9 protein-coding genes are annotated in these 15,080 nt (G+C 48.5%); all 9 read right to left on the minus strand.

What is annotated here, in order from left to right; genetic code table 11:
- Window positions 1-63: 63 nt before the first annotated feature.
- The 9 genes from M0Q40_07980 to M0Q40_08020 all read right to left on the minus strand — a co-directional run bounded on the left by M0Q40_07980 (window position 64) and on the right by M0Q40_08020 (window position 13,767).
- A complete protein-coding gene (locus M0Q40_07980) occupies window positions 64-3,228 on the minus strand; it encodes a family 78 glycoside hydrolase catalytic domain (protein MCK9222547.1) in 3,165 nt (1,054 codons plus the stop codon).
- Window positions 3,229-3,412: 184 nt separating this feature from the next.
- The gene (locus M0Q40_07985) at window positions 3,413-4,585 is read right to left on the minus strand and encodes a PfkB family carbohydrate kinase (protein MCK9222548.1); all 1,173 of its coding nucleotides are present in this window, start codon (window positions 4,583-4,585) and stop codon (window positions 3,413-3,415) included.
- A 429-nt stretch (window positions 4,586-5,014) separates the two neighbouring features.
- Window positions 5,015-5,878 carry a class II fructose-bisphosphate aldolase gene (locus tag M0Q40_07990; protein MCK9222549.1) on the minus strand — a complete coding sequence of 288 codons (864 nt, stop codon included), beginning with the start codon at window positions 5,876-5,878 and terminating at the stop codon, window positions 5,015-5,017.
- Between the two features lie 518 nt (window positions 5,879-6,396).
- Window positions 6,397-7,083 (minus strand): D-lyxose/D-mannose family sugar isomerase, encoded by a 687-nt coding sequence (locus M0Q40_07995; GenBank protein MCK9222550.1) that lies wholly within the window; start codon window positions 7,081-7,083, stop codon window positions 6,397-6,399.
- Window positions 7,084-7,240: 157 nt separating this feature from the next.
- Complete coding sequence (locus M0Q40_08000; protein MCK9222551.1) at window positions 7,241-9,910, minus strand: glycosyl hydrolase-related protein; 2,670 nt, start codon at window positions 9,908-9,910, stop codon at window positions 7,241-7,243.
- Window positions 9,911-10,096: 186 nt separating this feature from the next.
- Window positions 10,097-11,317, minus strand: coding sequence for an extracellular solute-binding protein (locus M0Q40_08005; protein MCK9222552.1), 1,221 nt, complete (start codon window positions 11,315-11,317; stop codon window positions 10,097-10,099).
- Between the two features lie 65 nt (window positions 11,318-11,382).
- Complete coding sequence (locus M0Q40_08010) at window positions 11,383-11,544, minus strand: hypothetical protein (protein MCK9222553.1); 162 nt, start codon at window positions 11,542-11,544, stop codon at window positions 11,383-11,385.
- A gap of 166 nt (window positions 11,545-11,710) precedes the next feature.
- Entirely contained in the window at window positions 11,711-12,163 is a 453-nt protein-coding gene (locus M0Q40_08015) for a hypothetical protein (protein ID MCK9222554.1), read from the minus strand.
- 488 nt (window positions 12,164-12,651) lie between these two features.
- Entirely contained in the window at window positions 12,652-13,767 is a 1,116-nt protein-coding gene (locus tag M0Q40_08020; protein MCK9222555.1) for a GntR family transcriptional regulator, read from the minus strand.
- Window positions 13,768-15,080: the final 1,313 nt, after the last annotated feature.

Here is a 15,080-nt window from a genome sequence, read left to right on the forward strand (position 1 = left end):
GTCCATGGCCAATGGATGACGATAGGTCCCGCGATGTAGACACCGCGAGACCCGTCATGGTCACTACTTACGGACAGTAAATGTATGAATCCCTGAGCCCACACGCTCTATTATGGCATATCCGCCTGCAATTTCAGCAGCAAGCACCATTTGATCATATTCCAGGATGGATCCCTTCTGCATCGGTACAAACACGGTTGCCACGGTATTCGTCGGAATAGTTACCTTCATTTCAAATAGCTTATTTGTGCTTTCTACTTCTACCTTGATCGTCCCCTTAATCGTTGGCACCTGGAGCTTGGCCCATTCCAGGTCCCCCAACTGGGGTTTTATCTGGAATACGGAGAATCCTGGCTCTAGGGGAAGGATGCCAAACATCCCCCGAACAATTGTATTAGCTGGCGCCGACGCCCAAGCATGGGAGAAGCTCATATTCGGTTTCTGAGCCGGATCCCAAGCTTCGGTCACGATGGTGGCACCAAGATCATAAATCATATGACCCCAGCTATTCCCTGTCCTAGCCGACATTAGATCTAGTGCCGCCTGATCCTCGCCTCCGTTGTACAAGGCCTGTAACAGAAACTGTGATCCGTACACGCCGACCCGCATTCCCCGTTGAGCGAGATACTGGGCCACCCGCGGTGCTTGCTGAGATGTGGGAACACCAAAGGCTAACGGAAAGGCGCTAGCGTGCGTGGCCCAATGGTCCACTCCCCTACCATCACGATAGGCTCCTACGACAGGATCATACAGGTGTTCATTCATTGCATCCTGTAAGGTGTCAGCTAAGGAGGTGTAATATGCATAATCATCTTGCTGTTGTAGCACGCTGGCAATACTTGCCATGTCCCGAAGTGCCTTGTAGTTGATCGAGTTAATTACGGTATTTACATCTGTAAACACATATCCATCCCGCTGACTATTGGGCCAATCGATTAAGTCGTCCTTGATTGGCTTCTCCACTAAACCATCGGCATTAATGCACCAATCCAACGGTTTAGTGGTCAAAACGGCGTAGTTTTGCTCCAAAGACTCCTTGTTCCCGGTATACATATAATCTTCCCAGGCCATTAGAACTGACAGCTGCTTGTATTCCGTCGGCCAGGTGGGACGATAGTACAAGTATTCGATGGAATACCGGGGCAAGGCAAATTCGCGATCAACACAATAGTGAGATAACTGGTTGATGTAGGCATCCCCTTCGTAAGGAAGCCGTTCTCGGGTAAAGGTATCGACATAGAGATCGAGAGACGTAGCTTTAATGCTATACTTGCACAGATCCCAGACGTCGTTTAAGACACTATTGGAGCACTCAAACTCGGCTGCTTCCTCATCAAAAGGATAGCTCAGAACTAATGCCTTGATACTTCCTGTCTCCACTGCGGCATTTACTACCTCTGCATAGCGAAAGACCCTCATACCCCAATGCTCAATGGTCTGGGGACCGTCTTTCAGGGTCCACGTCTCCTGATACATATTCCCAGTCCGTAGTTGGTACATCACCGTATGCGGGGCGGTGAGTTCTTCGCCGAGCCGAATTTCTACATTCTGTCCCGCCACACCTTCAACGGTGAGCTGCAAACCACCAATCACCGCTTTACCGAAGTCTACAAAATAGTGATTGTCTCCTTTTTTCACGACCTGGACGGGTTCTATGGTCTCCATCCGGATGTTTCTGGTACTAGAAGCTACCAGACCAGGAATCATCGCGCGTGCACAGGCAAGATCCCAAGTAGTATCATTAAATCCGACGTTGTTCCACCCAAAAGGATACTCCCGAGCATCAATGTATTCACGCCTCGCATCGTATGTACCACCGATGTTACCAGCGTTCAAGAAGATATCACTTCCTTCAAGTACCCTCCAGGATCCATCAGAACAAATGGTTTGCCTCGTTCCATCAGTGTAGAGGATTTCCATTTGGCAGAGAAACCGCTTATCCTTCTTGGCATAGTTCAAAGAAGCAATCACGTTTTCACGACCAGAGTTTAGAAGATCCGTGACCTCAAAAACGTTATACCGATTAAGACCACGATAATCCCGCACGGGACCAACGCCCACAAAGGAACCATTAACATATAAACGATAGACATATTGTTTCGCCTCTTCGGGCGATTGGGCCGTTACGTAGACAAAGGCTTTGTCGATTGGGCTATCCGGCAAGTCGAACGACTTCCGCAAGAAGACGAATTCGCTTTCTTGTTTGGTTTCCTCAGCCCTATACAGGGCCCTTGCACCCTTACCCATGACCAATTGGCCGTCCCCAATTGTACCACCGGTAAAGCGGTTGACTTGCGGATCGGCGAAGTCTTCCTTTGCAAGGGTCTTGGAGTCGTTATACACATGAAGGTTCTTGATTCGCGATTCCTCTGTACCGCCGTTTCGAAAACCAATCAATCCAAAGGCATGGGTCTGGTCCACCGTTACATCCACAAGCTGATCGTTGATGTACGTCCTGATCTCATCTTGCTGCACTTCGATCTTCATTCGATGGAAAGTATTCTTGAATTGCTCAATAGGAATGATACCTTCAAGTGGAATCTCCTTCAGTACTTCATACTTGCCGTTTGTGCACACATGTGTCTTAAGTATAGGTTCTCCGGGTACCGGGGGATTCCCGTGCAAATTCCCTACCTGCCACATGTAGTTGTTATTCTGATCGAGGGCCCTAAACCAAACACCCGCTGCGTTTTCCACAATCATAAACTCTAGTTCAATGGTATAGTCGGACCAGTGCTTCTTTAGGCTTTCACGTGGGTCTGATTCATCAGCCCAAATGGGTATGCCCTGCCATTCATCTTTCATGGCTGTGACAAACATCTGCGGCTTTGAGTAAGGCCCCATCTCTTCATCCTTGTCCCACGTTCTCACCTTCCAGTAGTAAGCACTGCGGGGAGCAAGTTCCTTGCCTCCATAAACAACATTGCTTGATGCCGATGAGGCGACTTTGCCCGAATCCCAAACATCACCCTTGTCTTCGTCAAGAAGTGTCTCGCTCGTAGCAACGAGTATTTGGTAAGCCGTCTGTCTCTCGTTAGCATCCGCATCATTAACCACCCATGAAAACTGCGGGTTAGCACTTTCGATCCCCAATGGTTCGGACAGGAAGTCAACTAGTAAATCACTCGGCGGTTCCGGAGGACAATTTCCAGCAACAACAGTCTGCGCAAAAACTAGGAAAACCAATACCAGTAGAACCAGACAATTCCCGACTGGCCAGTCATTCATTTTACCCAACGCCTTTCTCGTAATAGTCTATTTTTCTCTCTCGTACTCCCTAGCACCCTAGGCTCACTTCCACCCGATCTATATAATCCCTCAACACAGGATCGCCTTAGCATATTGGAAAGAGAGTCTTAACACTTATGCTCCCGGCCATTATCTACCGAAGAACTCCCATCTAACAAGCCACTCAGTCAGTTACCCATACTTTCCCTTGGGGATCATAGACCCATGCTTCACCTAGCCGTATAGAAAAACGCTGTCGTTCCTCATTTATCATTTCCAGGGTCTCCGACCAAGTGCCGACCCCACTAGTTGCATCGAGGGCCCGAACGTTTTGGGCGCCAACAGCACAAGCAGCATTGACAGTTTGCTCCAAGTTGCATCCAGATAACAGGCCTTTTAGGAACCCTGCAATTGAGCAATCGCCAGCCCCAGTGGCCGAGACAAACTTGTCTGCCTTGTAACTTGCACACCAAAGCTTTCGATTGGACCAACTGGCTGGATCCCTAGGAGCCCCTTTCCCAATCTTTGTTGCGTCTATGACCGGATTAGTCTGCACATGGTACCCCAAGACACCACACTTAATACCAACAATACTAGCACCAAACTGAACAAACTGATCGGCTAACTCACAAGCCAAGGTTTTGATCATCTTCTCCTTCTCCGCAGTACTCAACGATAAATAGCGACGATATTTCCCTGGCTGAAGGAGAAGCAACGATTCTTCGAAACTGGGCAGAAAGACGTCCACGTACGGCAACGCTTGCGCCAAGATCAAGGTCCAGTCCTCCTGCAAGGCCGCACTATCTGGGGCAGGCATGGCCAAATCTAGGGAAATGGTGACTTTGTGTTCCTTCACGGCTTGTAACAAGCGGATAAACCCACGTCCTTGATCCTCATACATAGCCTGCATCAAGGTTGGATATCCGAAATGCATTAGGCGGGCGTCTGCTACGATCGTTTCGTCAATATCATCTAGGGTAAAGGTGGCATTACATCCAGGATAATGAAAAAACACCCGATCTGTACTCGCTGGTGAGAGCACAATCGTGTAAGAGGTGTTTTCCCCTGCCTGGACCATACTCTCCACATCGGTGGAATAGTGTCGAAGATGATCAATAATCGCCATGCCTAGCTGATCCTGACCGACTTTCCCCATTAATTTAGTTTCGGCGCCAAGTTTGATTAAGGCAACCCCGGTGTTGGACACCACACCCCCCGTGCTAATCTGTAATGGCCCGACTTGATTAAGCTTACCGGGTTGTACCATCTCGCATAGGGAAGCAGTACCCTCTTGAGAAAAGAATGGTATTAAATCGGCACATAAGTGCCCGGCTACTACTACTTCATACTTACTCACAACAGTCGCACACAGAACCTCGGACTGAAGTCCGAGGAGGAGGTGCGCTCCCTCCTTTCTGTCGACTACATATATATCCATCGCACCTAGATATACAACGGTAACGTAATACCGGCTCTAAAACCTCTACTATCCTGACATCTGAATCTACCGTCAACAGGACTAACATATACATCAACGTTCTTGCATCAGCCTGCATATGGTTAATTCGAAATCCCTGTGCCTTACTGTTAAGTATTGGCTTGGTTTGCGGGAATCCTTATTTAACCATTGGGTATATCCATAACAGCAGTAGATCCTAGGGCATCGATACTGGTATCCTACCAATGTGCCTTTGCTAGGCCTAACCTGACGCGACCTAACTTGGCTGCTAGCCAGCAAAACTCTGATACCTAAGAGTCTCTCTTATTAACCCTGGATCCAAGATCACTAGCCTTTTGCTGCTTGACTTACTGAACCAAAGACCCTCATCTTGTCGGCGACAGTCTCATAAACCGCTTTTTTTACTGTACCAAATAGCTCGGGAAGCTGCGTGATCCTTCCCGCTCCCAGTCCTTTGGAAGCTGCCTGTACTCCAGCCACCGAAAAATTGGTAAACACGTTCACCTTGCAGATCCCTTTAGCAATCGCTTGTCTGTAGTCCTGGTCACTGATTCCAGAACCTCCATGCATCACTAACGGTACTCCCACCAAATCTCGGATTGTTTCCAGTCTCTTAAAGTCAAGTTGAGGCTCACCCCGGTAGAACCCATGCACCGTCCCAAAAGCTGGCGCCAGGGCATCGATCCCCGTTCTACTAACATAATCCTGTGCTTGGCAGGGATCAGTAAATAGTGATGGATCGGCGGTTGAAGCCTCATCGGTGCCTTCTCCACCACCTACGTGGCCTAGTTCCGCCTCAACGCTAACCCCAGCCGCGTGCGCAATTTTGACGATCTCCTGGGTTTGGCGCAGATTTTCCTCATAGGGAAGAGTCGAGCCATCGAACATGACCGACGTGCAACCAAATCGGATTGCCCGCATAATCGTGGTGAAGCTTAGACCATGGTCAAGATGAAGTACCACCGGAACAGGCGCTTTGGCTGCTTTGGCCGCCGCCGTAAAACATGCCTCCTCCAAATCCACATACGGTAGATGAACCTCAGCAATACTCAAGATCACAGGTGAGCCCAATTCCATAGCCGCATCGAGGATGGGTTCAATCATGTCTAGCCCCGTAATATTAAAGGAACCAACAGCATATGCATGGTCCTGAGCATGTCTTAATACTGTCTTTAAGTCAACTAATGGCATCCTACACTCCCCCTAGTTATACCTGATTACACTCGACTAATCATTCCGTAATCCATTGTGTACCTGGCAGACTTAATACATTGGTCTCTAGATCATCGTGGCACGCCTGCCTGGGTTCCCAACACTTGGGGCCGCTTCTTTCAACCCGGGCCTCTACGAGACAGTTGGCCGGTTTAAGACCTTGCACCCACGGAACAGGGATGAAGAGCCCACCATGTTTACAGGTCGTCAATAGTCCGCCGTGGAAACTGCGTAGCCAACCCAGGTCCTGGGGCTTGTGGTGTGTCGGGACGGTGCGTTCTGTAAAGGAACGTCATGCTAAGAGTAACCCCGGTTCGCGGGACTAATATCCATTCCCCCCTCAGCAGAACATCAAAGACAAACCTGTGCCTGTTCTAAGTCGTGACCGGCTTCCGACCCGCCACAAGGCGAAAGTACTTAACCCCTCCGACCTGGGTCAAATCGTCTGTGTAAAAAAGCACCTTTATGTCCATAAAGATAGGGCACTGCCCACCCCTTTAATCGGATTGTGCCGGTGGATACTCACCGACAAGAAGGTACTGAGCTGGTTCATCCTCCTCAACGGTTGGAAACCGTCCCACCTGCTCTAAGAAACGGTTGTCAATTCGATCATCGTTTACCTGGGACACTTCACCGAGCAGTACCTTGCCTGTGTTCTCTTCGCCCCAGAATTGATGATAAACATAGGGCATGAGAGTAATACTTTCGCCGGGCGTCAGTCGGATAATTGTCCCTGCTGGTGCTTTGTAGTTTCTTCCGTCCTGAAAAACTGATACCGGAGTATCAGCCAAAGCTTCGTTTTCGTCGGAATTATACAGCTGAACCAGCAAGTTGCCACCGCCGCGGTTGATGATGTCCTCCATTTTTAACCGATGAAAGTGAAATGGAGTGATCTGCCCTTCTTCGACAATCATGATCTTCTCCGCGTACGGCTTAGTATATTTGGGCATTTGCTGATTACCATTCCTCAGGGTGAATAGAAGAAGACCGATCTTAACAAAGTCACCACTGCCAAAGTCGGTTACATCCCACCCGAGCATATTATCCCGAATTTCATCATACTCGTGACCTTTGCTTTCCCACTCTTCCCTACTCCAAAAAGCAAATGGCGGTAGCTTAAAGCTGTGTTGATCCATAAATGATATGGCATTGGCAATAAACTTGTTTAGCTCTGAACGTTTCATATCATGCAGCACGCCTTCCGGTGCTGGTATTCCCCCTTTTCACGCGTATTTGCAGATCCCTAATGCTTTATCTGTTTTCTCTCATTGGATCTGGTAGCACCTTCAAACCACTCGGATATTTGCAGGATGTGGTGGCCAAAGCCACCACATCCTTCCGTTATTCGATATACAAACTAGCGAGTTCGCCCGCTTGTAACTGAAGTCTAATCGCATCACCATCTGTAGCTAATTCCTTCAGTGGCCTCTCGTATAAATCGCAAAGATATGCTCGTTTGAAAGAGAAACCACACCGGATCAAAGCATCGACCTCTTGGTTGGCAGTTTCATATAATCTTAAGACCACACCTTTTCCATTCTCCGCCTGCTTGAACCCACTGACCATCACGTTTTCCGGACCTACGGATAGCAGCGTAAAGCTTTTCGCTAAGTCGCCACACTGGGTTGGAGCCTGATCGGCCGTGAGTGGCATGTTAAAGTCAAAGGCCATACGTGTCACTTTGGCTGGGTCAAATTCACCGGCGTAAGGATACAAAGAGAATCTTACGGTATGCTGTCCTTGTTCGGTCACCGGATCCGGGTCATAGCTACTACGCAGCAAGTTCAGACGTAGCTTGCCATCTGTAAAGTTATGCCCATACTTGCAGTCATTAAGCAGAGCCAAGCTGTAATCACGCTCTGCGCTTTGGCCAGAAACGTTGAACCATTTCAGCGCCGGTAGGTCATGAGAAACATCGGGATTTTCGATATGGCCAAAGGGAATCTCCCTAGTACTTAGGGCCTTAGTCAGGTTGACGGGGAAAACAACATTAAGTCCGGGAACCCCCACCTTTGGAGACCCATATTGTCGCCAATCGACATTCAGTTCAAAGTCAATGCGCGGAACATCAAGGGGTAGACTCACCTTTACGGATATTTCGCTATCCTGGTAACTGGTTTGCCATAAATAGGTGGGCTTACTACACCAATCTAGCTTCTGTAGTGTACCACCGGCAAGAGGCACTCGCTCCAATAATGACCCTATTGTCCAAGAAGACATGCCGTGAGGAGCTTCACGGTAATATTCTAAGACGCCTAAGGGATGATCAGGATCCGCCAGTTCTAGTTGTGCGCTTTTATCGTAAAGGCTGATAAGCCCCCCATTGTCCTTGGATAACTCCACCCGGAAGAACCTGTTTTCCAAAACTGGTCTGGCGCTCTTCTCCTTCAACTCATGGATTATTGGTGCGAAGGGTACGGGCTTCTCGGTCTTAGGTTGGTAATGGTACACCCGCCATCCGGCTGCTGGTACATCGCTTGCCGTAAAGGTAATTCCAAGGTAATCTACCCCCCAGGCATTTCCCCGTTCAACGATGTCCACCGGAACCTCCGCACCGGTGATGGCATCGATTAACCGCAGCTTCGGGGTGTTTCGAGGAATATCCCACAAAGTAGTGGTTACATTATCGGTACGGGCCCAGAATGAGGGGTTCCAGACGATCAAGGGTGTGCCCTCTCCTGTGGTATCGATCGCAGCCATCATGGCGTCCTTCGCTCTCATGGCCGCCATCGTTGCTTGCGCCCGGGTTTCCTGAAATAGACCCTGTGCATAATGATAGGTGGCTGGTACACCGGAACCTGGCAGAATATCATGGAACTGATTAAACAATACATGGCGCCATGCATGCGTTAGTTGATCATGAGGATACGGTAGATCACACAACTTATTGCCAAGCACCGCATAGGTCTCACATTCCCCACAGAGGTTCTCACCTTTACGGTTTGCATACTTCACATTGCTCTGAGAAGTATAGCAGCCTGGAAAGACATAGTTTAACTCCCCACGGTAGACCGGGATCGCTTCACCGTTGGCTGCAGCTTTGTCAAAGAATTCCCGACAGGTGCTAAACTTGATCGTGGGGAACAAGAGCCACTGCTGCATCCTCAGCGCGGTCAAGATATCCCTACGAGTTGGACCTCCCCCATGATCACCTACTCCGTATACCACCAAGTGGTCCCGCAGGCCAGTTCGTTCCTCAAAGGGCAATACCTCAAGCGCATCCTCCGGGGAAATACTGTGATTGTACCATTGTTTATTCGAAGCTAATACACGTGCACCTTTCGGCCCTTCCCACCAGAATAGTGGATGGCCTACACTGCAACGACAGAAGTAATAATACTTAATCCCCGCCTTGTTCAGTAAATCAGGCACTGTGGCGGCATGGCCAAAGGTGTCTGGCTCCCAATCAATTTTAATATCGTCGTAATCGATGCCAAACTTATCTTTGATATATTGTTTTGAGTACAGAATATGCCGCACCAGGGCCTCTCCCGAGCTTAGGTTCCGATCACCCTCCACCCAGGTATTAGCGGTGATCTCCCACCGTCCTTCTTTCACTTTGGCTTTAATCTGCTCGAAAATCTCCGGTGCATATTTCTCAGTCAACCAGTAAACGACGGCTTGACTTTGAGAAAAAGTTAACTCAGGAAACTCATCCATCAAACGTAAAACAGTTCTAAAGGTTTTGTAGCTCTGGTGCACTGTCTCAGCCCAGTCCCATTGCCAATTCATGTCGATGTGGGCATGACCCACATAATGAACAACATAAGATTTGCATACAGACTGCAGCGATTCTAGGTCCCTCTCAAACTGTTCTAATACTTGCGCCAGGGGAGCCCCAGTCTCTAAGGCGGAAGAAGCTTTATGTTGTGCTGACTCAATTTGCCCTCGGTACTCCGGCATTTTCTCGGCAATTCCACTCACAAATGCAACCTGGTAACGGAAACGCTGCTCCAGTTCGTTTTCACTGGCAACATGTTCGTCCAGAAATTGACTAAGCTTACCATTCATAACTAATCGTACCTCCGCACGTCATGTTTTATTATCGTCTTCCATGGCACTCCTATGCGAGAACCCGTAAGATATAACACCAATCTGTATCTCCGTCTGCAATATCCCCGTTCTGTGGTACAAGCTGTGGGGACTGAAGTCCATCACAGCTAACAGCTACAGGACACGTAAGCATTGAGTATTTCGTCATTCTTTCCTCTCGTCGAGCTTACCCTGTGCTGTAAGCTGCATGCCCTCCATCGCACTTTGGGCCGTCGTTTTTCCGGGAAACACCTCCTGGATTACTTCGCTAAAAAGGCTCAGAATGTTATCGTCGATTTGGTCCCTTACATAATCCAACTCATAAATAAAGGGATCTAACCACGGGTTGTCCTGTAGATGGGCTTGGTACGTATCAGTTAGCAAAATGTCCCGACTAACTGGCAGATTCCCGGTGGCTACATACCATTCGGCAATCCGCTCGGGCTCCATCAGCCACTTGAGGAATGTCCACGAGGCCTCTTCTTCTTCCGGTGTCGAACGGAATAGGACCATCTCCTTGTAGTAGGATGTACATGCCCTTACTCCGCCTTCCGGGATCGGTGTTGTCGTAGTCGCCCCGTTGAATGACCAGTACTGACTGTTCCCATTGTACCAGCCAGAGTGAGCCACAAACATGCCTGCCGTACCCCCATTAAAGTTTCCACCCACCACATTGTGTACAAGCCCTAGATCTGCATACCATTGCAGTGCCTCGATCGCCTTGCTGTCCGAGAAAGTAGCCTTGGTACCGTCTTCGGCAACTAGGTTAGCACCATTGCGCCAGAGCCATTGAACCACTTGATAATTCGCACCCGGGCGTTGGAACCCGTAAGTCTGATCGGGAATAGTCAGCTTCTTAGCAATCGATAGGAAGTCATCCCAGGTCCAGTCCCAGGCCGGAGGTGCTAAAGCGGATGAAGCAAACATATCACTGTTGTAGATCAAGGCATCGGAACCGATAACAAAGGGCATTCCCCATTGATGACCGCGTAGTCTCTTGCGCCACGCCCAGGGCCAGTAGGAAGAGACATCAAGTCCATCCCGCTCAGCCAGCTCATCCACAGGTACCATCAGTTTCGTGTCATATAGGTCGAGAATCCAGGAAGGCGCTGTCCATCCAATATTGGGAAGTACGCCGCTAATCACACCAACCACATATTTGTCGGCCTTAAAGCCTGCTATACCCAAGTGCTCCACATAGATGTCCGGATGAGTTTCATTAAACTCATTTACCAAAGCAACAAATGCATCGCATGCAACACCAGTATTGTACGGAGTCCAAATCTCCACCGTCGTTTTCCCCGCAACCACAGGTGCCCCAAGCATACTCGACACAATCAACACGATAGCCAAGTAACGCTTTGTGCTATAAACATCTTTTGCCATCTGGTTTACCCCCTCATCTTGTGTTCCCCTTGCTATACATAGGTCCATCCATTATCGTGTTACCTTCACCAAATCAACAATGACCTGATCACCATAGACCGCCCATAGACTACTAACGGCAACGCCACCGACCATACGAAAGGAGCATCATCTGTTTCGTATACGACAACATCATCAGTTTGTATCGTGATGCGACCCTGATCGAATTCAAACTTCAGCCAAGCCATCCTTCGGTCCTCTCTGCGTTCGTCAACGTCCAACCCGGGTTACCACCATGTAGCCGGTAGGCATAGTTATTGGCAAACCCTGGCTGATGGAAGTTGGTTGTGGCAACCCCAGCAAAAAACCAGAACTTGCCTTCTTCATCGATAATACCGGCAATCCCAGCTGAGCCTACGTTGAATGCGTCATTCGGACGGTACAGGAGTCTTCCTTGATTAGTTGTAGTCCTCTGTTATCGTTAAACAGACACCACACTCGTTCGAGTTCCCCTTCAGTGTTATATCCACTGAAATCATCATAGAATACGACTTGCTCGCCGGCCAACGTAACAGGACCAACTACGATACAACAACCGTGATACACATCGTACAAACCAATAAGATCAAGTTCAACTTTTGATAGTTCTTTACTCTGGAAGAGACCTCCCTCTTGATCGAATCGCAGATCCTCTTGCCGTTGATCTGTTGGGCAATTCTCCTTAAACGCACGGTCATTCCGGAAGAAGCCGTGGAAAGCATCCGTTGTCTTCGATAAAATGGGAGGCAGATGGTCCCCCAAAGCTGCAGTCTCATCAACTTCGTCGCGAATTTCGTCTATAACGTAGTTATCACCTCCAAAGAGCATGATAGCGGTAATTGCATTGGGCCATCAGCGCCTCAATTAATCTAGCCCAACTGCCTATACGAATCTCTCACCACTGAACTGGTCCTAATTCAGAAGCGCTGTTTCCCATTCTTGATGGGGAACCGGGTAATCGTGGGGTTCGCCGCCAAACACATCCGGGTTCCTCACATCCTACATAAAGTGACTTCACCTCATATGACTCGGAACTCTCTCACAATGAGATCATCCTTGTACACTTTGATCGCATGGTCGACCGGGCTCAGTAGCCACAGGCATCTGCTCGGCGGATAGGTCTCCCACCTTCATCTTTATCCAGAATTAAGTATCGAAGTATGATACTCTCTGCCTACCTTACAAAACCCGGATTATTCGACTTCTCTCAGTTTAGCGTTTACCTCGGTTGTTCTGAATTAACCTGGTCCATGTCCACCTTTCTGTAGTTATGTAAACCATGTACACATCAGGTCTAGAGGACATCTTTTGCACAACTAGTCCCGGATCACCAGCTTGGTCGGTAAGACAATTTGTCGGTCAAGTGCATCAAGCTCGCCATAGATCATTTTAATCATCATCCGTCCCGCAGTAAGTCCCATATCGTACCAACGTTGCCGCACACTAGACACCGGAAAACCCAAGTTGGATAGAACCTGGGAATCATCAAAACCGACTATCTTCAAGTCGCCTGGAATATTGATACCTGTCTCCTGGCATACCTTCACAACTTGAACCAAGACATTATCATTCTCTATAAGGGCCGCATCTACATGATTCCGCTTCACATACTCGGGGAAACTGCTCTTCCCTTGCGAATAACGCCAGTGCGCGAATAGTAGCCTCTCATCGACCTCTATACCGTTGTTCTCTAAGGCCATAACATATCCCCGATATCGATCGCAAATGGAACTGACTATCTCGGGCTCGTTGGGCGATGTGGTGCTCACAAACCCGATCCGTCGAAAGCCATCGGAAATAAGATGCTCAACGGCCTCATACGCACCACCGTAGTTATCAGATACCACATAGGGTAAATCGATGCCGCGGAAGAAACAATCAATTAACAACACGGGAACAATCTTACTTGTCTCGACAATACGTCTGACGGCATCTTCTCGGCGACCTGACGGCCAGATGATAATCCCTCGAACGTTCGCACGCAATAATCTTTCTAGATTCTCCTTCTCAATGTCAGGATCAATATTCGAACTGAGAAGCATAAGATTGAAATCATCCACACGAAACGCCGCTTCAATCCCACGGATCACCGTACTAGGCTGATAGCCAGAAAGACCAGCAATCACTACACCGACGGTCATGTTTTCCTGAGAACAGCGTTCACGAAAGGATTCATTCGTAGTTTGCTTGGTATCGACCACGAACGTTCCCCGCCCTTGGGCTCGACAAAGCAAGCCATCATTGACTAGATTGGCGATGGCTGTGCGCACCGTTGTCCGACTCACCTCGAACATCTCCATAAGCTCGAGTTCTGTTGGTATCTGACAACCTACCTTCAAGTCGCCATATTCGATTTGCCTTCTAAGAGCATCTTCGATTTGAGAGTACAACGGTTTTGAGGTTACGTCCTTACTTTGGTTCTCCACGGCCATCTAGAATCATCTCCGGTCGTCCAAGCATATAATATTCCGCTTTCCCGACGCCATAGCCCATCTTTGCACGGGAAATAAAGTTCGACAAAACCAGTCGCGGTAGCAGATGCACACCGCAATTGTATGTAACATTGTTACCTTTAGTTTAGCAAAGGTTATTCTAGAAAGCAATACTCAAAAACATAGGCTCCTGCGTTACTTGCCCGATATTGCGGCACTTTCCTACTCTTTCCTATCACTTCTATCATCGAACAGGGTCGCAGAAAGCCTTTGCCTGAACATAACAAAACAAGACTGTTTCGTCCTTGTCCTCGCTTACAAGACGGAGCTTCTAACAATCCTAGTATCGCTCATATTCCCAAACCTGACTGTGGAACCAAAGCCCGATGGGGAATACCAACACCCCACGGGAAAGCACATAGTGGCAAAAAGGAAAGTCCCATTGGTTAAGCACCGAGACTTCACAAAGCCATAATTGGCCTATTGAGTCCTGGGTCCATCATGTCTGCTAGGTAAGACCCGTTCTTACGTCAAACCACTCGCCACATCGTCAATAATCGCACTATTCTCTAGAACGCAACCCGAGCAGAATAACCCACGTCATACCATGGCTGTATTACCGACAGGGGGCAACCTCTCTCTTGAACATTATTCACACGGTCAGCGAAGTAACAGTTTAATCGTACGAAACAAGTATTAGTAGTGGTGTTTCAGGTTGGATTGTGGCGGTACATACATCTATTCTCAAGATAGTGGAGACAAACGTTTATCCCATCTTGGCGCGGACAAATGCTAAGTCCCTTTCAATTCTCCACCACTGATGCAGACAAGCCCAAGCATGGAACAAAGTAGTTGGTCTGAACGTTGCTTTTGCCAGTAGTCCTTATTCCAAAGGTAATTATGTTACATACAATGTTTAGTTGTGTACGTTGCCGTGTTGAACCCTGTTCCCACTAATGATAAATTGCAGGCGAGTGTGAGTACGTACAAGACACCTGCACAAGGTTGGCCAGGAAAAGATCATAGCTAAAAACAACGGTCGAACTGGTTCAAACCTCGCATTAGTATGTTATACGAATTGAACCCGAATCAGGCAAGCCTCCGAAACAGAAGGTATTTTCCAGTTTGTTGACTGCTCCAGATGGGGTATACCGTCAAAGTAAATGGGAGATGATGGCAGTATCCCGGTAATTAATGTGAATTTGAGGGATTAGGACACACGGGGCCTGGAAAGTTATCCTAGATTGCTCGTTTTGGAGCGCGTTGAAGCGACCACGAGAAAAGACTGCAACGTGGTTTTGAGATACGCAAGA

Source organism: Limnochordia bacterium (genome assembly GCA_023230925.1).
GTDB lineage: Bacteria > Bacillota > Limnochordia > DUMW01 > DUMW01 > JALNWK01.